Genomic DNA, 24,522 nt, shown 5'->3' with positions numbered 1-24,522 from the left:
TAATGTCTGGACATTTTCGTAAGAAAGCACTTGGATTTGTACTACTCATGGGGGCAGGCATTTTACTCGGTATGCAACTGGCAGGATCTGGCCTACGTTCAGTGTATGGACCGGAATGGAACGGTGATACGAGTCAATCGGTAAATCAACAGAAAATTGCATATGAACAGACGGTTATTGAAGATACACCCGCAGCTAACGCTCGTGCATATAGCGGTACGTATAGCACAAGTGGAGATGTTAAGGTTGAGCCGAAAACGGAAGCGGGTATAAATGAAGCTAGTGGAAGGGAAGAAAATGAGGAACAGACGGAGCTTGGGGCATCCAGGTGGTATTCGACGACTGCGCAGCATGTCAATACTCAGGGCCTGGAGACACCGCGTGAACTGCTAGCCGTCAAGGGACAGCAAGCCTCGGTGGATACCATGGCGGACAAAACAGCTGGGCTGCTTCAAAACCTGTCGAGACAGGGTATTCGATGGGTCGTATCTGTATTTGACGGAGTAACAGAATAGAAATATTGCTGACCCCCCTTACAACTGCTATAATAAGCTGATTGACACTAGGCATTGTGTGGGGGTAAGGCATGACTGACATTTTGGCAAGACAACGTAAAATTCGGAACTTTAGTATCATTGCACATATAGACCATGGTAAATCCACGCTGGCTGACCGGATTCTAGAATATACCGGTGCACTCACAACCCGTGAAATGCAGGAGCAAGTGCTTGATCAGATGGATCTGGAACGTGAGCGCGGGATTACAATCAAGCTCCAGGCAGTGCGACTCACTTATAAGGCCGATGACGGCGAAGAGTACATTTTAAATCTGATTGATACACCGGGACACGTCGATTTTACGTATGAGGTTTCCCGAAGCTTGGCGGCCTGTGAAGGGGCCTTACTAGTTGTAGACGCCGCGCAGGGAATCGAGGCACAGACGTTGGCTAACGTATATTTGGCGTTGGACAACAATCTAGAGATTTTGCCAGTGCTTAACAAGATTGACTTGCCAAGTGCTGATCCTGAGCGGGTAAAACAGGAAATCGAGGATGTTATCGGCTTGGATACGAGCGAGACCGTACATGCCTCAGCCAAAGCTGGAATCGGTATCAAGGAAATTTTGGAGCAGGTGGTCAGAAGTGTGCCTGCTCCGCAAGGTAATCCGGATAATCCGCTCAAGGCACTCATTTTCGATTCGCACTATGATCCTTATAAAGGCGTTATCGTATATGTTCGCGTTGTGGATGGTAGTATCCGAGCCGGTTCGAAAATTAAAATGATGGCGACTGACAAAACGTTTGAGGTTATTGAAGTTGGTGCCTTTATGCCACGTATGAACATCGTGGACGAGCTGAACATCGGTGATGTTGGGTTTATCGTTGCCGGTATTAAGCATGTGGGTGATACGCGTGTCGGGGATACGGTGACAGATGCAAAAAATCCAACATTAGAACCGATGCCAGGTTATCGGAAAATTAATCCGATGGTATATTGCGGTCTGTATCCAATCGAAACATCAGAGTATAACGATCTGCGAGAGGCGCTTGAAAAGCTACAACTGAACGATGCTTCGCTTAGTTTTGAGCCGGAAACATCAAGCGCGTTGGGTTTTGGCTTCCGTTGCGGATTCCTTGGTCTGCTTCATATGGACGTTATCCAGGAACGGATTGAACGTGAATTTAACATTCCGCTGATCACAACGGCACCAAGCGTTATTTACCGCATAAAGTTGACAAATGGGGAAACGATCCAGATCGATAATCCATCGAATTATCCTGAAATCGGACGGATTGAGCATGTGGAAGAGCCCTATGTAAAAGCAGGTATTATCGTCCCTAATGATTACGTAGGTACGGTGATGGAGCTTTGTCAAACCAAGCGTGGAGAATACGTAAATATGGAATACCTGGATACGACACGGGTAACCATTACGTATCAAATTCCGCTGTCTGAAATCGTATATGATTTCTTCGATCAGCTTAAATCAAGTACCAAAGGCTATGCTTCCTTTGATTATGAGATTTCAGGCTATCGCCAGTCCAACCTGGTGAAAATGGATATTTTGTTGAATGGCGAGCAGGTCGATGCGCTGTCGTTCATCGTGCATAGAGATCGGGCTTATCATCGCGGACGTATTATCTGTGAGAAGCTTCGCGAGCTAATCCCGCGTCAAATGTTCGAGGTGCCGATCCAGGCATCTGTGGGAACAAAGGTTGTGGCGCGTGAAACCGTTAAGGCGATGCGTAAAAACGTCTTGGCCAAATGTTACGGCGGCGATATTTCCCGTAAACGGAAGCTGCTTGAAAAGCAAAAAGAGGGCAAGAAGCGTATGAAGCAGGTCGGTAACGTAGAAGTACCACAGGAAGCATTTATGGCGGTACTGAAAATAGATGAGTAAAGCTGCTTGAAGTATTCGTCCATTCTTTCATGGGGCATTTGCCGTGCATGGAGAATGGACGTTATTTATTTAAGCAAGCTATCCAGAAATTGAGTATTTGTTATCTCGGTTGCAAAAATAGTATAACAACAGTATCTTTAGCGTATTTCTAAAGATGCTTTACTCTTACGGCAACACCTACATCACAAAAAAAATGACCGATGTTGGTACAGCAGCGGAGTGGTCCATTTGAATCTGGAGAAGCGTAGCGTTCGCCTTTACTCCCCAATTTTAACCGTAAAAGTGCTTATATAATAGAAGATTGGGGAGTAACAGCGATCAGAAGATCGAATGGAACACGAAGCGGTTGATCTCGACCTCGGCGCATTTTTTCACTATTCCCTGAATTGACAAGGAGGATCGGTATGACCGCATCCATACAAAAACATGAACATTCATCCGCGCCTCAAGCGGTTTACCTGCATATACCTTTTTGCACGAATAAATGCTTTTACTGTGATTTCAACTCTTATGTGCTCAAGGATCAACCTGTTATGGAATATCTGTATGCACTGGAACGGGAGATGGAACAAACAGTCAAGCTTCACCCGCCAGGAGAGATTAAAACCATTTTTGTCGGGGGCGGAACACCAACTACCCTAAATCCGAAAGAAATGGAATATTTCCTGAAGAGCGTCCGAACCTACTTCCCACATTGGGCGGAAGATATTGAGTTTTCCATGGAAGCCAATCCAGGCACCACTGATTTTGAAAAACTCTCTGTGATGAAAGAAGGCGGCGTCAATCGACTCAGCTTTGGTGTACAGGCTTTTCAGAATGAGCTACTCACAGGCATAGGTCGTATTCACAGTACAGATGACGTATATCGTAGTTTGGAAAACGCCCGTAAGGTCGGCTTGGACAACCTGTCGATTGACCTGATGTTCGGTTTGCCGAACCAAACGGTGGACATGCTGCATGAAAGCGTCAGTAGAGCGCTAGAGCTGGAGCTTCCTCATTACTCTATCTACAGCTTGAAGGTTGAAGAAAACACACTTTTCCATACGCTGTACCAGAAAAATCAGCTACCGCTTCCACATGAGGATGACGAACTGGAAATGTATTTACTCCTCATGCGTCGTATGAAAGAAGCGGGCTATGAACAGTATGAGATTAGCAATTTTGCAAAACCAGGCTTGGGGAGCAAGCACAACATGACCTATTGGCGAAATGAGGACTATTACGGTCTCGGCGCTGGGGCACATGGATATGTTGGCAGAGAGCGTCATATGAACATTAAGGGCATTAATCCCTATGTGGAGGCTAGTCGTAATGGTTTGCCACGTCTGGATAGCTTTGAGGTGCCAGCGGCGGAAGCCATGGAGGATTTTCTTATGGTCGGTTTGAGAATGCTAGAGGGCGTTTCCAAGTCCCGCTTTAAAGCTCAATTCGGTCAGGCGTTGGAGGATACGTTTACTGTTCCTCTCGGAAAAATGCTCAATGCGGGATTAATCGAATCGATTGAGGACGGTTATCGTTTGAGTGAACGTGGCATTTTATTCGGAAATGATGTATTTGCAGAGTTCATCGGTTCAATCACGGTAAATTCATAAGTCGTAGGCTTTAATACAGCACGTTTCAACTTCGTAAGCTGGGACAATCATTCTATAACACCATTCTGTCATAGCAGGGTAAATGGAGTATTGCGATTCTATGCGTTATGTTGTATATTTATTCATTATATGCGGCAAGCGGCAGGAGGAGAGCAAGATGGCTTCAGTGTGTAAAGATGTATTGTGCAGAAGTGCGGTTCCTGAGGATGTGGAGCCTTTATATCAAATGATTAGCGGCTATGCAGAGCGGGGGATTATGCTGCCACGTTCGAGGGAAGTGCTTACGCGCCAACTGGAGCTGTTTATTGTTGCAGAGGTGGACGGCGAGGTTGTTGGTTGTGGTTCTTTATGCAAATTAGGCGCTGATCTGGTAGAGATTCGCTCCCTTGGCATCTCTGAGGGACATAAAGGTATGGGGATTGGCTCCAAGCTCGTGGAGGGCCTTATTATAGAAGCACGGCGGCAACGTATTCCTAAAATTATGGCATTGACCTACGAGGTCTCCTTTTTTATAAAAAACGGTTTTGATGTAGTAAGCAAAGAGATTTTTCCTGAAAAGGTATGGACCGACTGCATTCACTGTAGTAAACAAAACAATTGTGATGAAATCGCAGTGTTGAAAGTACTGAACTGACCTGTCAATAATGAGGTCAGTTCTTTTTTATCAGGCCATAATCGTGCGTACGTTATACAGTCTATACATTGTTTCATCCTAGTTCATTTCTCATATGTTTTGAGCAGCCACCAAATGAATTGATGATGAGGCTCTAGTTCGGAGGGTATTCCATTCAGGCTTCTTATTGGATGGTCCTTATGATAATTAGTATCATTGTAAAAGTATGCAGTGCCGTCTAATGGAACTCGGTGTTTATATTTATACAAGGTGGCAACATATCTTTCAGACTCTCCGGTTCTGCTTGGACTATATGTATATCCTTCCCAATCGGCTAGTGTTAAATCATCGTAATGTTGTATGGCCGATATACTGTATTTTATTTGCTTAGGAATACTTGGATTGAATTCTTGAGGGTAAAATAAAATGGTATTCCACATGCTTAAAAGTATTGTAGGAACCATGATTAAGGCACAACACAGGTGGCTTAATTTTCGAATTAAATGGATGACTGAAATAATAAGGGCTGCATTCAGGATGAAAACCAATGGCAAAGCAACTATTCTTCCTAGTCCTGTATACGGAAACAACTCGATTAAAATCTGAAACATACAAATTGTAGGTAAAAGTGCGATCGATGCATGCAGAAACTTGCGGCGATTAGTTCTCAAATTTAATTCCTCCTCAAGGACAAAGAAGATGTAACGTTATAAAGATATAGTCTCGAGCGAATTTTCTGTTTTTTGAATCTCTATACATAAGATACGGTATTAATACGATAAATAATGAGATTTTCCGTAAAAAAGTGTAAACGGTTTGCATTCGCTACAGTAAACTAAACTGTTGTAATAAATCTTGTTTATTGAAAATACTGATCTGACTTGACAATGATCAGGTCGGTTTGGTATTTTTGTATTAACGGTTAGCACTCATCGCGAACGAGTGCTAATGATTCCATTTAACAATCATGCTATTATGGATAAACAACAAGGGGGGATTCGCTTGTTAACCGAACGTCAGAGACTCATTCTGAATGCGATTATTGATGACTACATTCGTTCGGCTGAGCCAGTGGGTTCCCGCAGCATATCCAAAAGGCAGGATGTCGGATTCAGCCCGGCCACGATCCGTAATGAAATGTCGGATTTGGAGGAACAGGGCTATCTGGAGCAACCCCATACTTCTGCGGGACGCATCCCGTCTCATAAAGGCTATCGTTATTATGTGGACCATCTGGTACCACTGAATACACTGAAGCCTATGGAAATGCGGGAACTGAAAGCCTTTTATGCCGAAAAGCTGAATGTAATGGAGCAAGTGATCCAGCATGCGTCAGGCATTTTGTCCCATATGACCAATTATACTTCCATCCTGCTTGGGCCGGAGGTTTTTCATACTTCATTGCGTCATTTTCAGCTACTGCCGCTCAACGAAACGACGGCTGTGGCGATAATCGTGACCAATACCGGTCAGGTGGAGAATAAAACGGTGGATATTCCACCGGGAATTTCGATTTCCGAGATGGAGAAGGTTGTGAATTTACTGAACAGCAAGCTGGTCGGTGTGCCGATTTATCAGCTTAAATCACGCCTTTACACCGCACTTGGTCAGGAGATGGAGAAGCATGTTTCTCATTTTGAGGACGCTATGAAGGTGCTGGATAAAGCACTGGATAATGATTCGGATCAGCGCTTGTATTTGAGCGGTGCGACAAACATGCTTAATCAACCTGAATTTAAAGATGTAGAAAAGGTTAAACATATTCTCGATCTGCTGGAGGAAACACCAACGCTGCTTAAACTAATGACACCAGTTGTCGGGGCACCTGAAATTCAAGTCCGCATTGGCACTGAAAATGATCATGAGGCGTTTGCCAATTGCAGCCTGATTACTGCTACGTATGCAGTAGACGGAGAAGCGTTGGGCACTATAGGCATACTGGGTCCGACACGGATGGAATATGCGAGAGTTATTAATATTTTGGGTATCCTGTCTAAGGATTTGACCGCAATGCTAACGCAGCGGTTTAAATAGAACAAGACCGCATAGGTTGCGGTACTATATGTTCCGCGCCGGGATACGGTTTGTATCCTGCGCGGGTGCATTGTTGCGTGTTTTTGTAGAGGTAGTTATGACTTGAAGGAGGTGAAACATTTTGAAGGAAGAACAAGCGTTCCAAGAAGAAAAACAACAAAATGTAAGCACAGAGGAAGCCGCCGAAACGAGCCAGCAGGAAGAGCCGATTAATGAAGCGGCGGCACTGGAAGACCAAGAAAGCGAAACAGAGCTGACTAAGCTTCGCGCTCAGGCGGAAGAGCATCAGCAACGGTTTTTACGCGCTCAGGCGGATTTTGATAATTTTCGCCGTCGTACGCTGAAAGAAAAAGAAGACCTTGCCAAATATGCATCTATGAAGCTGGTTACCGAGTTGGTGCCTGTTTTGGATAACTTCGAGCGTGCGCTGGCAACAGCACCGCAAGGAGCGGAGTCTGAGTCATTCAGCAAAGGCGTGGAAATGATTTTCCGCCAGTTTGAGAGTGTGCTTCAGGCAGAAGGAGTAACGGCCATGAATTCGGTGGGACAACCGTTTAATCCTGACTTCCACCAAGCTATTATGCAGGTGGAGAGCGAAGAGCATGAGGAAGGCATCGTCGTTGAAGAGGTACAAAAAGGATACATGCTGAAGGACAAGGTGCTTCGTCCAGCGATGGTAAAAGTGAGCATGTAGCTTTTTTAATATACATGAGGATTTTGCAAAAATCCCATAAGCGACTTTCAATGAACAATATATAGATCGAAATGATCTAATTCGTCTATATATTGCACTTTGGAGCGATTGGAATCGAATTTTGCAAAATTCTGACATTAGAAATACATCATTTTGATTTAACCATTCTGGCCTGCGGGCCTCGTATATACAGAAGGAGGAATTGTCCGATGAGCAAAGTAATCGGTATTGACTTAGGTACAACCAACTCTTGTGTGGCTGTTATGGAGGGCGGCGAAGCAGTCGTTATTCCAAATCCAGAAGGCGCACGCACAACCCCTTCCGTTGTTGGTTTCAAAAAAGATGGGGAACGTACTGTAGGGGAAACGGCAAAACGCCAAGCAATTACAAACCCGGATCGTACAATCATGTCCATCAAGCGTCACATGGGTACAAATCATAAAGAAAGCATTGACGGCAAGGAATATTCCGCACAGGAAATTTCCGCTATGATTTTGCAAAAACTGAAATCCGATGCTGAAGCTTACCTGGGACAAACAGTTTCTCAAGCTGTTATCACTGTTCCAGCTTACTTCAATGACGGTCAACGTCAAGCAACCAAGGATGCAGGTAAAATTGCCGGTCTGGAAGTTCTGCGGATTGTCAATGAGCCAACAGCAGCTGCATTGGCATACGGTATGGAAAAATCCGAAGACCAAACGATCCTCGTGTATGACCTGGGTGGGGGTACATTCGACGTATCCATTCTGGAACTGGGCGACGGTTTCTTCGAAGTTAAAGCAACAAGCGGCGATAACAAGCTGGGTGGCGATGACTTTGACCAAGTGATTATTGATTACCTTGTAAATGAGTTCAAAAAAGATCAAGGCATCGACCTGAGCAAAGATAAAGCTGCTGTACAACGTCTGAAAGACGCAGCGGAAAAAGCGAAAAAAGAACTGTCTGGCGTACTGACAACGACGATTTCTTTGCCGTTTATCACAGTAGCTGATGGCGTTCCACAGCATTTGGAGTTGAACCTGACTCGTGCGAAGTTTGAAGAATTGTCTGAAGGTCTGGTAGAACGTACTTTGGGTCCTACTCGTCAAGCGATGAAAGATGCAGGCATGAGTGCTAGCGACATCGACAAAATCGTTCTGGTCGGCGGTTCCACACGTATTCCGGCTGTACAAGAAGCAATCAAAAAGCTGACAGGTAAAGAGCCTCACAAAGGCGTAAACCCTGATGAAGTGGTAGCTTTGGGCGCGGCAGTTCAAGCGGGTGTACTGACTGGTGATGTGAAAGACGTCGTTCTCCTTGACGTAACTCCACTGTCCCTCGGTATTGAAACCGCAGGTGGCGTATTTACTAAAATGATTGATCGTAACACGACAATCCCTACGAGCAAATCGCAGGTATTCTCGACATATGCCGACAATCAGCCTAGCGTAGAAATTCACGTGCTGCAAGGTGAACGTGAAATGGCAGCAGGCAACAAAACACTGGGTCGTTTCCAATTGGGAGATATTCCTCCAGCACCACGTGGTGTACCACAAATCGAAGTTACCTTTGATCTGGATGCGAACGGTATCGTGAACGTATCCGCTACAGATAAAGGCACAGGCAAAAGCCAAAAAATTACGATCACATCTTCCAGCGGCTTGAGCGACGAGGAAGTAGAACGTATGATGAAGGATGCCGAGTTGCATGCGGAAGAAGATAAAAAACGCAAAGATTTGGTAGAAGCGAAAAACGCTGCGGATCAATTGATCTACTCTGTAGACAAAACGATTAAAGATCTGGGCGAAAAAGCGGATGCAGGCGAAGTCGAAAAAGCAAATGCAGCTAAAGAAAATCTGCAAAAAACGCTGGAAACCGACAACTTAGAAGATATCAAAAAAGCTACTGAAGAACTGACTGAAATCGTTCAGCAATTGTCTGTGAAGCTGTATGAGCAAGCTGCTCAAGAAGCACAGGCTCAACAAGGCCAAGACGGCGCAGCAGACAGCAAAGGCCGCGACAATGTGGTTGACGCGGACTATGAAGTTGTTGACGAAGACCAGAAGAAAGACTAAGCTACGGATCGGGTAGTGGTAGCTTTACGGTACACCGATGCGTTATGATATACTGAATAGTAATTGCAGCGTAGCTGCCTTGATAAATAACAATTAGCCGAAGGGTAACAGTTATTTCCAAGATAAATAAGCATATTACGGGTTGTACTGCCTTGAAATGATGGGAAGGTCAAAGCCGGGTCATCCCGTGCCTTTGGCTTTCCTTTTATATGTAGTGCAGACACGTTGTAGGCATGGGGGTGGAACATTGGCTGATAAGCGTGATTATTATGAGGTGCTGGGCGTTGCGAAGGGCGCTTCGGATGATGAAGTCAAAAAGGCTTACCGTAAGCTTGCGCGTCAGTATCATCCGGACGTGAACAAGGCTGCGGACGCGGAAACTAAATTTAAAGAAGTCAAAGAAGCTTACGATGTTCTCAGCGATGGTCAGAAGCGGGCAAGATATGACCAGTACGGTCATGTAGACCCGAACCAGGGCATGGGAGGCGGCTTTGGTGGTGGTGCCGACTTCGGTGGCGGGTTTGGCGATATTTTTGATATGTTCTTTGGTGGCGGTGGCAACGGTCGACGTGATCCAAATGCACCGCAGCGTGGGAACGATCTTCAATATACGATGACGATTGAGTTCAAGGAAGCGGTGTTCGGTAAAGAAACCGACATTCATATTGAACGTACGGAGACATGTGATACGTGTCACGGTACGGGAGCCAAAGCGGGCACTCAACCACAAACCTGCTCCGTCTGCCACGGCAGCGGACAGGAAGAAGTGGTGCAGAATACACCGTTTGGTCGTATGGTTAATCGACGTGCCTGTTCCAATTGCGGCGGTTCCGGTAAAATCATTAAAGAAAAATGTACGACTTGTAGCGGTTCCGGTCGGGTACGCAAGCAACGTAAAATTCATATTCGCATTCCAGCGGGTGTGGATGACGGCGCACAAATGCGTATTAACGGTGAAGGCGAAGGCGGTGTCAACGGAGGACCGGCAGGTGACTTGTACGTCGTGTTCCGTGTGAAATCGCACGACTTCTTTGAGCGTGAGGGAGACGATATCTACTGCGAAATTCCGCTGACGTTCTCACAGGCAGCATTAGGAGATGAAGTCGAGATCCCGACGTTGACCGAGAAAGTGAAGCTGAAAGTTCCAGCAGGTACGCAAACAGGTACTTACTTCCGTCTTAAAGGAAAAGGTGTGCCAAAACTGCGTGGCGTAGGTCAGGGTGACCAGCATATTAAGGTAGTTGTGGTGACGCCTAGCAAGCTGAGTGAGGAACAAAAGGATTTGCTGCGTCAGTTCTCTTCGCTTAGCGGAGAGCAGACACATGAGAATGAGCAGTCTTTTTTTGACCGTGTGAAGCGCGCCTTCCGAGGCGACTAAGCCCAATTAGAAATCGCGGAGCTTCAACCATGAATCAAAGGGAACTATTCCGCAATTGCGGGGTAGTTCCTTTTTTTATATTCACGTAAACACATACATAACCATTTTTGTATAGGCATGTTGAACTATTGAGACTTAATATCAAGTAGAAAGGGGTGAGTTCCATCGGAAATGTACAGCTCAAGCTGCGTCGGGGTAAACCGCTATTAAAGCTCAGAGGCCTAATTACACTGCTAGTATGTCTAGTTATGGCACTTGTGCTTCTGCCTGTAACCCTGTTATTTGCGGAGAGAGTGGAGCAGGAAACTGAGAAGGGGCTGGAAGAAAAGGCAATGTCCATCGCGCGTACACTCGCCCATACGCCGCTTATTGTCGAGCAATTGCAAGGGACGGGTTCGTCTCTTTCCATGCAGGAGTATGTGAAGAAGGTCTCAGCAGCAAATCACATCCAGTTCATCGTGGCTATGGATATGAAGGGAATTCGTAAAACGCACCCGGATGCTAGGATGATTGGCAAAGCCTTTGTCGGTGGAGACGAGTATACTGCACTTCATGGCCATGAGAGCGTGTCCGTTGCGAAGGGAACATTGGGCTTGTCCATGCGAGCCTTTTCCCCCGTATTCAGTTCAACGGGGAAACAGGTAGGGGCAATTGTCGTTGGTATATCCATGCAAGATGTACAGATGGCTCAGGAAGGCAACAACCGTCTTATTGCTATCGCCATTGGCATCGGAATGTTGATCGGCACTGGAGGTGCGATTGTGCTGGCTCGTAAAATCAAAAATATGCTAGTCGGTCTGGAGCCGCCGGAAATCGCACGCTTGCTGGAGGAACGCAGCGCTATGTTGCAATCCATCAAGGAAGGAGTTATTGCGGTAGATGAATTCGGTCGCGTCATGCTGATGAATGCAGAAGCGATTCGTCTACTTAGACAAGCGGGGATTGAAGATTTCTCATTCTCCGGACAGGAAATTACCGTTTATCTATCCGCTTTTCGATTGCAAGAGGTCTTGGAAGCGAGTACTCCACAGATGGATGAGGAAATGGAGCTGGGTGGAATAACTTTGCTGACCACCAGTGTTCCGATACGGGTCAAAGGGGAAATTGTGGGAGCAATTGTAACCTTTCGGGATAAAACGGAGATGAACCAGCTGGCGGAACGTTTGACAGGAGTGTCTCTGTACACGGAAGCACTACGTGCGCAGGCTCATGAATTTATGAACAAGCTGCATGTCATTATGGGGATGGTGCACTTGCGAATGTATGATAAACTGGAACATTACATTATGGATGCCGTCGAGCATCATCAAGTGGAAATTGGCTCTATTACTCGGCAGATCAGGGACCCGGTTATGGCAGGGTTTGTGTTGGGGAAATTAAGCCGGGCCAGAGAAGTAGGGGTAAATTTTGAACTGACTCCAGGTAGTTACTTACCCGAATCCAGTCAAACTCAAACGACGCATGAACTGATTACTATTCTTGGCAATCTGTTTGATAATGCGGTGGAGGCGATGGAATCTTTGGAGCACAAGCGGATTAAACTTTCACTTTATTATGAGGAAAGCCAGAAGAACGGCTATCTGACCTGTATCATGTGCGACAATGGTCCGGGTATACCGGAAGGGCTTGTGAAGGCTATATTTGAAAAAGGGTTTTCGACTAAGGGAGAGTCACGAGGGATGGGTCTTTATCTGGTGACGCAAAGCGTGAAAAGATTACAGGGAAGCATAAAGTTAATCCCAGCCGAGCAAGGGTGCTGTTTTCAGATTACGATTCCATACATTATAGCGGGGAATGATGAACATGATTAATGTCCTGATTGTAGAAGATGATCCGATGGTTGCGGAATTTAACCGCAAATATATGGAGCAGGTGGAAGGTTTTCGATGTGGGGGTTGGGCTTCTTCTGTGGAAGAGGCTAAGAAATATATAGCTGAACAAGCCATTGATTTGATATTGCTAGATGTGTATATGCAGGAAAGCAATGGCCTCGATTTACTGTCATTCATACGGGAGACAGGTGTAAATATAGATGTCATTGTCATCTCGGCTGCAAGTGACATGAACAGTGTCAAAAAAGCGATGAACTTCGGCGCGGTGGATTACTTGATTAAGCCGTTCCACTTTAACCGTTTTTTGGAGGCCCTCACGGGGTACCGAGAGCACATTAGCATCGTGCGTGAGCGCAGTCTACTTTCTCAGGAGGAACTGGACCGATTGATTTATCATAAAAGCTTGACTAAAGACTTGGCACGGTTGCCCAAAGGCATAACTAAATCCACGCTGGCTATGATATGGAATTGTATCCAGCGGCATAATAAGGTGCTATTTTCCACTGAGGATATTGCGGAGAGCGCAGGGATATCCAGGGTGTCTATGCGCAAGTACCTGGCTTTTATGACAGAGATTGAGGCTCTTTCCATGGAAACCATTTATGGTACTATAGGGCGCCCTGTTTACCAATACCGAATATTGCCACAGGCAGAAGGCATCATGAATAGTTTTATTTAAATCTTCTTTCCGATTACTTTAATTACAAAAGTGAATGATTAGTTTTAAAACCAAATAAAGCGTTTTCCAAGGTGTAGAATAGAAACATGATCATCATTCTTCACTTTATGGAGGGAGATTTATGGAAAATGCTACGAACCAGCCTGTCATTCAAAAGGGACAGAGATGGAGTAAAAATTTTGTAGATGGCATCAGAATGCTGGGCAGGGTAAAGGTGGGAGTTATTCCTCTTCCGCTCTATGCCGTGATCGCGCTGATTGTTTATGCAGCTGCAATTACAGAAAGACTTCCAAACGATATGTTGGGCGGGTTCGCCGTCATCATGATTTTGGGTATACTGCTCAGTGATCTGGGGGCCAAACTTCCGTTGCTTAAGCATATAGGTGGGCCGGCCATTTTATCTCTTATGGTTCCATCGTTAATGGTATTTTGGAATATGTTCAGTCCATCTGCGATGGGTGCTGTACACACGCTTATGAAAACCTCGAATTTTCTTTACTTCTACATCGCATGTCTAGTAACCGGGAGTATTCTTGGTATGGATCGGAAAATGCTGATGAACGGAATTGTCAAAATTTTTGCCCCCATTATTATAGGATCTATTGCAGCTGTTGGCGTGGGTATGGTGGTGGGTATGGCTTTTGGCTATAGTGCCTATCATACATTTTTTTTCATCATCATTCCGATTATCTCCGGTGGGATTGGGGAAGGCATTTTACCGTTGTCCATTTCGTATGGATTAGTGCTGGGCAAGGATTCCGCAGTATTCGTATCCCAGTTTATCCCCGCTGCAATTATCGGGAACATTGTTGCAATCATAGGTGCGGGTATTCTGAAGAGATTAGCGGAGAAAAATCCAAAAACTTCAGGTAACGGGAGGTTACTGAAACTGGAGAAAGATGCAGAAAAGTTAGCCCCGGCAAGTCTGGAACAATCGATTTCTTTTCCATTGATGGGAGGAGGTCTGCTGTTAGCTTGCACTTTCTTTATTGTGGGTAAGTTGCTGGAGCCGTATCTCCATATTCCAGGTCCGATCCTCATGATTCTGGCGGCGGCGTTAATTAAGTGCATTCAGATTATGCCGAACACATTGGAGCAGGGAGCTTTTCACTTATACAAATGTATAACGGCTAGTCTGACATGGCCCTTGATGGTGGGATTGGGTATTTTGTATGTACCTTTGGATAGTGTGGTTGGGATTTTAACGGTTCCTTATGCCGTCACCTGCGCATCTGTTGTAGTTGCATTGATTGTTACAGGATACTTCACAGGAAAATGGATTCACATGTATCCCGTAGAAGCTGCTTTGGTGACCAGTTGTCGCGGTGGATTAGGGGGCACGGGAGATGTAGCCATTCTGTCTGCATCCAATCGGATGGAACTGATGCCTTTTGCACAAATTGCAACACGTATTGGAGGGGCAGGCACGGTCATTTTAGCAACTTTGTTACTCCAATTATGGAGCTGATGAGTTTTGTACACAGGACTGAGATCCATATCCAAATAGAGACATGAAAGGACGGAGAAAAATATGAGCAGTTTAATAGATGAAATTAGAGAATTACACGCAGGTGGCAAAATGGAGACCTTACCCAAGAAGCCAATTGAAACGATGGAGGGGCTGTCCAAAGTTTATACGCCGGGTGTAGCTGAAATTTGTATGGAAATCGCCAATGACCCAGCCAAAGCGTATCAATTAACGATCAAAAAGAATACAGTAGCAGTCGTATCAGACGGAACAGCAGTACTTGGATTAGGGGATATCGGACCGGAGGCCGCTATGCCTGTGATGGAGGGTAAAGCAGTGTTGTTCAAGCAATTTGCAGGTGTCGATGCCTTTCCAATCTGTCTCAACACGAAGGACGCTGATGAAATTGTTCAAATTGTCAAAATGATTGCGCCTGCCTTTGGCGGCATTAATTTAGAAGATATATCTTCCCCACGCTGCTTCGAGATCGAAAGACGGTTGAAGCAGGAACTAGACATTCCAGTATTTCATGATGATCAGCATGGTACGGCAGTCGTTGTATTAGCGGGTCTGGTCAATGCATTAAAGGTATGTGGCAAAAAAATGGAGGATGTCAAAGTCGTATTTGCAGGGATCGGTGCAGCGGGTATGGCCTGCTCCCGTATGCTGCTTAAGGCAGGTGTGCGCAATCTGATTGGCGTTGATCGACAGGGAGCTATTCACCGTGACGTGGAGTACAGTAACCCGCATTGGACAGAGTATGCGAACATGACTAATCCGCACAATTTAAGTGGAAGCTTATCCGAGGTGATTGTGGGAGCTGATGTATTCATCGGTGTGTCAGGCCCGAACATACTGACTGTAGAGGATATACAGAGCATGGCAACTGATCCTATTGTGTTCGCCATGGCGAATCCGAAGCCGGAAATTGATCCGGCTGTAGCCGCACCTCATGTACGTGTGCTTGCTACCGGCCGCTCCGATTTTCCAAATCAGATTAACAATGTGCTGTGCTTCCCGGGAATTTTCCGGGGTGCTCTGGATTGCCATGCTACGACGATTAATGAGGAAATGAAACTAGCTGCCGGACTTGCCATCGCTGATGCGATCTGTCCTGAGGAGCTAAGTGAAACTTATATCATACCGAATGTTTTTAATCCGAAGGTGGTTCAAAAGGTACGGGATGCTGTTATTCGTGCTGCATGGGAGACAGGAGTAGCTAGGTCAGGTGAAGCTCCAGCAGCTATTTTACACCCGTAAAAGTTATGCTCTTCACAAACTATGCTTCACTGTTTTGGCCTACTGTTCTCAATATCGTCTGCATCCGTCTAGCCTTCGTAGGGAATATAAAATCGTGCCAATGAGCAGGATATAACAAAGCGTAACGCTCTATGCTCTTGAAGAGTAGTTGCGCTCAATACTACACAGGGAGATTTTGAGATGGGCGAAAAAAACATTTTGGCGTATTTCAAAAGTCCTGAGGAAGCACAGGGAGCCGCTAGAAAACTGGAAGCTCTCCGGGCAGCCGATGTGTCAATAGACCGATTTAGCCGGTATCCGCGGCAGTCTACTGGCAACGCCGGATTGCCTGTATTTTCAGGACAGATTAGCAGCTTGTCCTCACTGACACAGGGCGTGGACTTTACAGATGCAACTCCAGCAATACTGGCTGCGGCTGATCCGTCCGCCAGTGGCATGAGTGATGGAGGACAGGGTGGACCGACAGGCCGCGATATTTTGTTGACCGCTGTGGTGGATGAATCCATTCATCATCAGGCGATGTCCATCGTGGAACAAGCGGGTGGAATGCTGTGAAAAGTTTGGAAGGAGCAGTGACCGATGTCCAAAAACAAACGGTTTGATAAAGTGCTGACCAAAACGGAGAAAATCAAACGCATGCAATCTGCTAAAAATGAAGATGTTGAGTTCTCAGCAGATCAGGCAGATGCTGAGGATCTGGAAGCGATCCGGCGTAGCGAAGTAGCTGACCGTCGTCAGCAGCGTATCATAAACGACAATGAGTAGAATTTAATACGACGGGTTATTCCATCAATAGGATGATTTGTGGGATAGCCCGTCTTATTTGTGTTCGTTCCTTTTTCTATTCATTATCCGCTGTATGCTGTTCCACTAAAAACAAGAGGACCGACGACGAAAGCAGTAGTTGCAGGCGTTTGATTTTCAATAATCAGTTGGTAGTTTTGCACGCCCAGTGGTGCAACGTCTACCGTTTCGACATTAAGAATAATATTGTATGGTATGTACTAGAGCTAAGGGTGCTTAGACTAAAAGAGTGGACAACATATACAAGCTCTAAAAAAATATTTTGAATCCTGATAATACTAGCTTTTTTGAACTCCTGGGCATGTATATAGTACAATGTAATGTATGCATGTGAAATGAGGAGGAAATGAAAACCATGTTGTGGAATGAAATTACAATACATACAACCGAAGAAGCCATCGAAATGATTTCGAATTTTCTGCACGAAGCAGGTGCAGGAGGGGTTTCCATTGAAGAGTCCGGTTCGCTCAACAAACCGCGGGATACGTCCTATGGACAGTGGTATGATCGACCTTTGAACGACATACCTGAAGGACAAGCGATCATCAAAGGCTATTTTGCCGAAGAAGTGGACATGGATAGTATTCGTTCGCAAATTGAGCCGCGCGTCGAAGAATTGAGAACTTTCGATATCGACCCTGGTGAGGTTCAGTATGAGCTGAAAACAGTTGATGAGGATGACTGGGCAAATGCTTGGAAGCAATATTTCAAGCCTTTGCGTGTGTCGGACCGTCTGACGATTAAACCTACTTGGGAGGAATATGAGCCTGCGAGTGAAGAGGAAAAAATCATTGAGCTGGACCCTGGTATGGCCTTCGGGACTGGAACGCATCCTACGACATCCCTTTGTCTGAGAACGCTGGAGTCTGTGATTAAGGGCGGGGAAGAAGTCATTGATGTCGGCACGGGTTCCGGTATTTTGGCCATTGGAGCTGTAAAGCTGGGAGCGAAGCATGTACTTGCCTTGGATTTGGACCCGGTGGCAGTATCCAGTGCGCGGGAAAATACGCGTCTGAACGGGCTGGAGGAACGCATTACCATTAAAGAAAGTGATTTGCTATCTGTGCTTAATGCAAGCGATCCAACGCTGGGTATCCAGTTACCGGTCAAGCTGGTGGTAGCTAATATATTGGCAGAGATTATTTTGCTGTTCATTGATGATGTATATAAAGCCCTGGAACCAGGTGGTATTTATATTGCTTCAGGAATTTGGAAGAACAAAGAAGAAGTTGTCGAAACTGCTTTGAAAGCAGCTGGCTTTGAGATTGCCGAAATAAGCCGGGATGAAGATTGGCTGGCGTTTGTGGCGAGAAAGAGGTAAGTATGGATTTTCTACAAAATATTTTTCGTGTAAATTTAAATGTTCTTCCCTTTTATTTACTGGCTGTGATCATATCGTTCACGGTTCATGAGTTTGCACATGCGTATTATGCCAATAAATTTGGTGACCCTACAGCCAAGCTACTTGGGCGCGTGACTTTAAATCCGGCAGTGCATATTGACCTGCTGGGTACGCTGCTGCTGTTGATCGGAGGCTTTGGCTGGGCCAAGCCAGTTCCGGTTAATCGTGACAACTTTAGTCGTCCGCGCCTCATGGGCATTATCGTATCGGCTGCGGGTCCGCTTAGCAATCTGCTGCTTGCATTTGTTACTACTTTGATCTATGCCGTACTCCTTCATTTTCAAGTATTGCCGGGGATGGAGAACCAACGGGTGGCTCAAGCAATCTATTTGTTTATCAATGCGCTGATCAATTTAAATCTGTTTTTGTTTATTTTTAATTTGATCCCACTGCCTCCACTGGATGGATACCGGATTGTGGAAGATGTGGCCCCCACTCCTGTACGCCGCAAACTCCAGCAGTTTGAACAGTGGTCGATCTTTATTTTTCTGCTTATACTGGTCATTCCGCAGGTTCGAGCTGTAACGATTGAACCTCTTTACACGCTTGCCCAGATGATTTATATACAGTTTTTGCAGTTCTCTTTTTATATCACTGGATTATTCGGAGCCTAAGGGCTCCTTTTTTTACGAGAATAGGTAGGTATAGCCTGAACAGAAGAGGGAGCAGACTGGTCATACAGGCGCAAAAGATGATATGATGTTGCTTGGTGATTTATTCGGATTTTGTACGGAACGTTAGTGGATAACAGTTATTTTTAGAATGAGTATTTTGCAAAATCCAGGAATAGGTGTGAGAGAGAATGCAGCGTTATTTTATTCCGGCAGAGCAATTTCTAGAAGATCACGTGATTGTTGCGGGTGAGGACGCGCGGCACATCGCTAAAGTCATGCGGGGCCGTAGTGGTGACAAAATTATAGTTAGTGACGGGGTATCTAGGGAAGCGCTGGCTGCATTGGATACGATTGAGCAGGATCATGTCACAGCGAAGATTATTGAGCCGCTGAAGATGACCTCTGAACCGCATGTGCAGGTCACCATCGCTCAGAGTCTTCCTAAAGGAGACAAAATGGAGACGGTGATGCAAAAATGTACAGAAATCGGAGCAACCGGGTTTGTACCGTTTTTGTCCGAGCGTACGGTCGTGCAGTATGATGCCAAAAAAGAAGGCAAGCGACTGGAGCGTTGGCGCAAGATTGTGAAGGAAGCGGCTGAACAAAGCCACCGTAACCGGATTCCAGAAATTAGCGCGCCTATGACGTGGAAAGAACTTCTGGCTTCTTTTGCTGGGTATGATTTGATATGTTATTGTTATGAAAAAGAGCAGGGGCAGCAACTACGGGATGTAATCCAGCCTTTGGCAGGACAATGGGCGTCGACAGAAATGCCGCGTGTTCTGCTGGTGGTGGGCCCGGAAGGCGGCTTTACTGAAGCGGAAAGCCTAGAGGCCGAGCAGGCTGGAGCCCAGTCTACAGGACTGGGAAGACGGATTTTGCGTGCGGAGACCGCAGGAATGGCTGCATTGGCATGCATTTTATATGAGACAGGAGAAATGGGAGGGGTTTAATATGCCGTCAGTGGCATTTTACACATTGGGCTGTAAGGTAAACTTTTATGATACAGAAGCGATCTGGCAGCTGTTTAAAAATGAAGGTTATGAACAGGTGGACTTTGATGAGCAGACTGCTGACGTCTATCTTATTAATACATGTACCGTTACGAATACCGGTGATAAAAAGAGTCGTCAGATCATTCGCCGCGCGATTCGACGGAATCCAGATGCCATTGTGGCGGTGACGGGCTGCTACGCTCAAACTTCTCCTGCCGAAATTATGGATATTCCTGGCGTTGATCTCGTTATAGGGACTCAGGATCGGGACAAAATCATTCCGTTTGTGCAGGAAATTCAAGAGACGCGTCAACCGGTGAACGCTGTGCGCAATATTATGAAAACGCGTGTATTTGAGGAAATGGATGTGCCTGATTTTGCTAATCATACTCGGGCCTTTTTGAAAATTCAGGATGGTTGCAATAACTTCTGTACCTTCTGCATCATCCCGTGGTCGCGGGGGCTCTCCCGTAGCCGTGACGCTGCGAGTATTATTGCACAGGCGCGTCAACTGGTACACGCAGGCTACAAGGAAATCGTACTGACAGGTATACACACTGGCGGTTATGGTGACGACATGGATAATTATGACCTATCTGATCTGCTGTGGGATCTGGAGAAGGTGGAAGGGCTGGAGCGTATCCGTATCAGCTCAATTGAAGCCAGCCAGATTGATGAAAAAATGCTTGATGTACTGAACCGTTCCACCAAGCTGGTTCGTCATTTTCACATACCGCTTCAGGCGGGGGACGACACTGTGTTGAAACGGATGCGTCGCAAGTATACGACAGAAGAGTTTTATAATAAAATGCTTATGATTCGCAAAGCAATGCCAGATGTAGCGATTACAACAGACGTAATCGTCGGCTTCCCTGGGGAGACGGATGAAATGTTCCGCAATGGCTATGAGCTGATGAAAAAAATCGGTTTTTCGGAAATGCACGTGTTTCCGTACTCCAAGCGTAGTGGAACTCCTGCGGCGCGTATGGAGGATCAGGTGGACGAAGACGTGAAAAATGCACGAGTGCATGAGCTGATACAACTGTCAGAGCAAATGCAACTGGCGTATGCTGAGAAGTTTGTAGGTCAGGTGCTGGAGGTCATTCCGGAAGTTGCGCCGAAAGGTACCGAAGATAGCGGCATACTCCATGGATATAGTGACAATTATATTCAACTGGCGTTTGAAGGTACTGAGGATCTGGTTGGCAAGGTATGCCGTGTGAAGCTGACGAAGGCAGGCATCAATGAAAGTGAAGGCCAATTGGTTCGCGTACTGGAGAATGGGCTGCAAACAGCTCTGTAAGAACAAAAAAGGCCTGAACAGGCAATAGAGATGGCACACAAGGATTTCGCCTTTCCTTACAGAGAGGACGGAATCCTTGTTGCGCAAGGAAGGGAGATTACAGGATGGCAGCAAAAAAGGAAATTTCAGCAGGCGGTGTTGTGTTTCGCAAACAGGGGGAGCAGCTTGAAATTCAGCTCATTACTGACCGATATGGGAAGGTATCCTTGGCTAAAGGGAAAATGGAGTTGGGAGAAACAATCGAACAGACGGCTTTACGTGAAATTCGCGAGGAAACAGGGTTGAACGGGCGGATTATCCAGCATGTAGATATGATTGCTTATACGTATCAGCATCCAGAATTTGGGGAAGTAGATAAAGAAGTACACTATTATCTCGTAGAAGCACTGGATGGGGATTTACAGGCACAGATCGAAGAAATTAACGGAGTTGCGTGGCATACGCCTGAGGAAGCATGGCGTCTTCAGCGCCAGGGTGGATATGACAATAATGATGTCATTTTGATCAAGGCGCTGTCCATGCTAGGAATTAACGTTTGATTCTGTCGGGAGATATACGATCCTCTAAACGAGTCCATACAGGTAGATAGCAAATAGGCAAGACCAGCAGAGAGCTAATGACGTTAAACAGGGTTTGGGCATGGGCTACCTTGGCTCCGGGCTCGGTAGATATCCATGTGGCGGCCATTTCCAGCCCAGGGATCAACGGCATAAAGAGCAATGCTCCGCCTACGTTCAGCAGCACATGGGACCAGGCTACAAATTTGCCGGACACGCTGCCACCAACAGCGGCAATCAGGGCGGTTACGCAGGTGCCTACATTAGAGCCGATGACGATGGCGATCCCCACATCGGCTGGCAAGGCACCCGCAGCGGCAAGGCTGATCGCCATGCCAATGACGGCTGCGCTACTGTGAACCAGTGCGGTTAGGCAGGCACCTGCAGCAAAGGCCCACCACATGTTGGCCGCAGCGTGATCAAGAAACCAGCGGAATAGCCCGGCCTGCTCGATCCAGGGGCCGACCGTTTGCATTACGCGGATACCCGCCAGAATCAGCGAAAATCCAGCAAAGACGAGGCTGATATATTGTACAGCCTGCGGACGGCTAAGCCCATTGGAGCCGGGTGAAACTCCGGCAGAAGCGTACTGGCGAACGGAGACGGATTCTCCCCACAGTACGGCGGCGCTCCAGCAGAGCAGTGAGCCGCAGAGCAGCGGAACAGCCAGCTTGCCAAGCTGGAGCCCCATCAGCTCGGTGGTGAGACAGGTACCGATATTGGTGCCGAGAATGATGCCGAGCGTGCGGCCGTAGGTCAACAGCCCGGCGTTGACCAGTCCGATCGTCAGCACCGTTACGGCGGTGCTGCTTTGCAGCAGGGCGGTAATGCCTGAGCTGAACAGCATCCCCCGCCAAGGGGAAACTGTCGCGCGGTTCAGCCAGCGGGTGAGGAAGGGGCCAGCCAAATGCCGGAGGGCTGCTTCCATCAGCTTCATCCCGCCCAAAAAAATAAACAGCCCGCCGCACAGCGGGAGTATAACATGTATAAACACGGGCATAGCCCCCTTTTCTAGGTGGAAATACTTATGTAACAGCCTATGATCTGTCGAGGACAGCCATGACAAGCATGGCTGAGCTCTTTTTTACGGAACGATAATTTTGTAGTATCTTCACAAGCTTTAAAAGCGTGACGTCGATATACAGGCGGGCAGTAGCGAAGCGGTTCATTTGAATCTGGAGAAGCGAGAGTGATCGTAAGATCAAATGAATCGCCGAGCCGTGCCCCTATCGAACAAAACGTTTTAACACTTTGAGTAACTTTAAGAATAGGAGTGAAGGATTTTGCCTTCAGTAATATTAGAACGCAGCCGTAAAAAAAGGCTGGAGCACGCACACCCTTGGGTGTTTAAAAACGAAATAGCCAAGATTGAGGGTGATCCAGAGGCGGGCGATTTGGTCAGCATCGTTAACCATCAGGGGCGTTATTTGGCGACAGGTTACTATAATCCGGCTTCACAAATTACAGTGCGTGTGATGTCCTATGAGCCGCTGGAAGTAATGGATCAAAACTTTTTTGCCCAACGCTTTCGCAAATGTCTGGAGCATCGCGAACGTTTTGTGACCGGGGGAGACGCTTATCGGTTGGTGTACGGAGAGGCTGATTTTTTGCCTGGACTGATTGTAGACCGTTTTGGTGATGTGTTAGTCGTGCAGCTGTTAACGCTTGGCATGGATCGGCGCAGGGAGGAAATCAGGGATGCGCTCGTTGAAGTAGTGGGTCCTGTTGGTATATATGAGCGCAGTGATGTATCCATCCGTGAGCTAGAAGGATTGGAACAAACGAAGGGTCCTTTGTACGGTGATTGCCCGCGTCATGTGGTTGTGACGGAAAATGGCCTGCAAATCAAGGTTGATATCGTAGAGGGTCAGAAGACGGGTTATTTCTTTGACCAGCGTGAAAATCGTGCGGCCATAGCACCGTTGATGACAGGTTGGGGAGCACGTAGTGGAATTACGCTACAAGAAGTAGCTGCGGACTCAGGGGATGCTGGCACAACGGTCATGAAGCCAGTGAATAAAAGTGGTAAGGTTGTTGAATTCCCATTCTGGGACGGCGCAACCGTATTGGAATGTTTTTCGCACACGGGAAGCTTTACGCTCAATGCATGTAAACATGGTGCTAAAAAAGTAACTTGTCTTGATATTTCTGAGCATGCGATTGAAAGTGCGCGAGATAATGTCAAGCTGAACGGTTTTGAGGAACGCGTCGAGTTTGTCGTCGACGATGCTTTTCAATATTTGCGCAATCAGGTGAAAGGTGTGGAGGAACGCAATGCACGAGCCGGGGGCAAAGGAGATACATCCAAGCCGCTGACAGCAGGTGGCGGACGCACCTTTGACGTGGTTATTCTTGATCCGCCAGCCTTTGCCAAAACGAAGAACGCTGTCAAAGGGGCTACACGTGGATATAAGGATATCAACCTGCACGGGATGAAGCTCGTTAATGAGGGCGGCTATCTGGTGACAGCGAGTTGCTCGTTCCATATGCGGCCAGAGTTGTTTTTGGATACCATTAAGGAAGCGGCGGCAGATGCCGGTAAAATCCTTCGTCTGGTAGACTGGAGAGCGGCTGGTAAGGACCATCCTCAAATTTTGGGTGTGGAGGAAGGCCATTACTTGAAATTCGCCATCTTTGAGGTGCGCAGCCGGATACAGCTGTAGGTTTCATACAAAGTCAAAGTCAATCTCCTTTTTGGTGATTAAATAGGTAAAATAGACTCTTTTAGGTATAAATCAGTCCTGTAGAGAAGGCGTGCACCAAGCCAACCTGCGGGACTGATTTGTTTTTTAGGGGGAGGATGAATTGCTACAACATGGCAAACGTACGTTCTTTTCTCCCT

General features: G+C 46.6%; 22 protein-coding genes. 20 read left to right on the top strand and 2 right to left on the bottom strand.

Annotation, left to right across the window (positions count from 1 at the left end; translation table 11 throughout):
- Window positions 1-2: 2 nt before the first annotated feature.
- From AC5ELV_RS08420 to AC5ELV_RS08405, 4 genes are all read left to right on the top strand, one after another.
- Window positions 3-515: a hypothetical protein gene (locus AC5ELV_RS08420; protein ID WP_493429825.1), complete on the top strand. Its 513-nt coding sequence runs from the start codon at window positions 3-5 to the stop codon at window positions 513-515.
- Window positions 516-586: 71 nt separating this feature from the next.
- Window positions 587-2,401 carry a translation elongation factor 4 gene (gene lepA / locus AC5ELV_RS08415; protein ID WP_493429824.1) on the top strand — a complete coding sequence of 605 codons (1,815 nt, stop codon included), beginning with the start codon at window positions 587-589 and terminating at the stop codon, window positions 2,399-2,401.
- 404 nt (window positions 2,402-2,805) lie between these two features.
- Window positions 2,806-3,993, top strand: coding sequence for a radical SAM family heme chaperone HemW (gene hemW / locus AC5ELV_RS08410; protein WP_493429823.1), 1,188 nt, complete (start codon window positions 2,806-2,808; stop codon window positions 3,991-3,993).
- 157 nt (window positions 3,994-4,150) lie between these two features.
- Entirely contained in the window at window positions 4,151-4,627 is a 477-nt protein-coding gene (locus tag AC5ELV_RS08405) for an N-acetyltransferase (protein ID WP_013311174.1), read from the top strand.
- An 83-nt stretch (window positions 4,628-4,710) separates the two neighbouring features.
- On the opposite strand, the gene AC5ELV_RS08400 is transcribed toward AC5ELV_RS08405, so the two are convergent.
- Entirely contained in the window at window positions 4,711-5,277 is a 567-nt protein-coding gene (locus AC5ELV_RS08400; RefSeq protein WP_493429822.1) for a hypothetical protein, read from the bottom strand.
- Between the two features lie 331 nt (window positions 5,278-5,608).
- On the opposite strand from AC5ELV_RS08400, the gene hrcA reads away from it, so the two are divergent.
- The 15 genes from hrcA to AC5ELV_RS08325 all read left to right on the top strand — a co-directional run bounded on the left by hrcA (window position 5,609) and on the right by AC5ELV_RS08325 (window position 21,662).
- The gene (hrcA, locus tag AC5ELV_RS08395; RefSeq protein ID WP_493429821.1) at window positions 5,609-6,640 is read left to right on the top strand and encodes a heat-inducible transcriptional repressor HrcA; all 1,032 of its coding nucleotides are present in this window, start codon (window positions 5,609-5,611) and stop codon (window positions 6,638-6,640) included.
- Window positions 6,641-6,761: 121 nt separating this feature from the next.
- Window positions 6,762-7,334: a nucleotide exchange factor GrpE gene (gene grpE / locus AC5ELV_RS08390; protein WP_220029899.1), complete on the top strand. Its 573-nt coding sequence runs from the start codon at window positions 6,762-6,764 to the stop codon at window positions 7,332-7,334.
- 209 nt (window positions 7,335-7,543) lie between these two features.
- Window positions 7,544-9,388, top strand: coding sequence for a molecular chaperone DnaK (gene dnaK, locus AC5ELV_RS08385; RefSeq protein WP_029515356.1), 1,845 nt, complete (start codon window positions 7,544-7,546; stop codon window positions 9,386-9,388).
- 247 nt (window positions 9,389-9,635) lie between these two features.
- Window positions 9,636-10,766 carry a molecular chaperone DnaJ gene (dnaJ, locus tag AC5ELV_RS08380; RefSeq protein ID WP_307347068.1) on the top strand — a complete coding sequence of 377 codons (1,131 nt, stop codon included), beginning with the start codon at window positions 9,636-9,638 and terminating at the stop codon, window positions 10,764-10,766.
- Between the two features lie 155 nt (window positions 10,767-10,921).
- A complete protein-coding gene (gene dcuS, locus AC5ELV_RS08375) occupies window positions 10,922-12,577 on the top strand; it encodes a DcuS/MalK family sensor histidine kinase (RefSeq protein WP_493429820.1) in 1,656 nt (551 codons plus the stop codon).
- Window positions 12,570-13,277 carry a two-component system response regulator DcuR gene (gene dcuR, locus AC5ELV_RS08370; protein WP_043882272.1) on the top strand — a complete coding sequence of 236 codons (708 nt, stop codon included), beginning with the start codon at window positions 12,570-12,572 and terminating at the stop codon, window positions 13,275-13,277. The genes dcuS and dcuR overlap by 8 nt, the downstream gene beginning before the upstream one ends.
- A gap of 121 nt (window positions 13,278-13,398) precedes the next feature.
- Complete coding sequence (locus AC5ELV_RS08365; RefSeq protein WP_493429819.1) at window positions 13,399-14,745, top strand: 2-hydroxycarboxylate transporter family protein; 1,347 nt, start codon at window positions 13,399-13,401, stop codon at window positions 14,743-14,745.
- A gap of 63 nt (window positions 14,746-14,808) precedes the next feature.
- Entirely contained in the window at window positions 14,809-16,005 is a 1,197-nt protein-coding gene (locus AC5ELV_RS08360; RefSeq protein WP_493429818.1) for an NAD(P)-dependent malic enzyme, read from the top strand.
- 180 nt (window positions 16,006-16,185) lie between these two features.
- The gene (locus tag AC5ELV_RS08355; protein WP_069012560.1) at window positions 16,186-16,560 is read left to right on the top strand and encodes a hypothetical protein; all 375 of its coding nucleotides are present in this window, start codon (window positions 16,186-16,188) and stop codon (window positions 16,558-16,560) included.
- 24 nt (window positions 16,561-16,584) lie between these two features.
- Window positions 16,585-16,770 (top strand): YfhD family protein, encoded by a 186-nt coding sequence (locus AC5ELV_RS08350; RefSeq protein WP_069290020.1) that lies wholly within the window; start codon window positions 16,585-16,587, stop codon window positions 16,768-16,770.
- 394 nt (window positions 16,771-17,164) lie between these two features.
- Window positions 17,165-18,130 carry a 50S ribosomal protein L11 methyltransferase gene (gene prmA, locus AC5ELV_RS08345; protein ID WP_069290019.1) on the top strand — a complete coding sequence of 322 codons (966 nt, stop codon included), beginning with the start codon at window positions 17,165-17,167 and terminating at the stop codon, window positions 18,128-18,130.
- Window positions 18,131-18,132: 2 nt separating this feature from the next.
- Window positions 18,133-18,825, top strand: coding sequence for a site-2 protease family protein (locus AC5ELV_RS08340; protein WP_023989504.1), 693 nt, complete (start codon window positions 18,133-18,135; stop codon window positions 18,823-18,825).
- Window positions 18,826-19,013: 188 nt separating this feature from the next.
- On the top strand, window positions 19,014-19,778 hold the full coding sequence (locus AC5ELV_RS08335) for a 16S rRNA (uracil(1498)-N(3))-methyltransferase (protein ID WP_493429817.1): 765 nt from the start codon (window positions 19,014-19,016) through the stop codon (window positions 19,776-19,778).
- A 1-nt stretch (window position 19,779) separates the two neighbouring features.
- Window positions 19,780-21,123, top strand: coding sequence for a tRNA (N(6)-L-threonylcarbamoyladenosine(37)-C(2))-methylthiotransferase MtaB (gene mtaB, locus AC5ELV_RS08330; protein WP_053325795.1), 1,344 nt, complete (start codon window positions 19,780-19,782; stop codon window positions 21,121-21,123).
- Window positions 21,124-21,227: 104 nt separating this feature from the next.
- On the top strand, window positions 21,228-21,662 hold the full coding sequence (locus AC5ELV_RS08325) for an NUDIX hydrolase (protein ID WP_493429816.1): 435 nt from the start codon (window positions 21,228-21,230) through the stop codon (window positions 21,660-21,662).
- Here AC5ELV_RS08325 and AC5ELV_RS08320 read toward each other — a convergent pair.
- Complete coding sequence (locus AC5ELV_RS08320; RefSeq protein ID WP_493429815.1) at window positions 21,652-22,674, bottom strand: Na/Pi cotransporter family protein; 1,023 nt, start codon at window positions 22,672-22,674, stop codon at window positions 21,652-21,654. The genes AC5ELV_RS08325 and AC5ELV_RS08320 overlap by 11 nt on opposite strands.
- A gap of 289 nt (window positions 22,675-22,963) precedes the next feature.
- On the opposite strand from AC5ELV_RS08320, the gene AC5ELV_RS08315 reads away from it, so the two are divergent.
- Window positions 22,964-24,343, top strand: a complete 1,380-nt coding sequence (locus tag AC5ELV_RS08315) for a class I SAM-dependent rRNA methyltransferase (RefSeq protein ID WP_493429814.1) — start codon at window positions 22,964-22,966, stop codon at window positions 24,341-24,343.
- The last annotated feature ends 179 nt before the right edge of the window (window positions 24,344-24,522 follow it).

The organism is Paenibacillus sp. NMA1017 (assembly GCF_058895805.1).
Note: the sequence above shows the minus strand (reverse complement) of the source record. Positions and strands in the feature narration are given on the sequence as shown.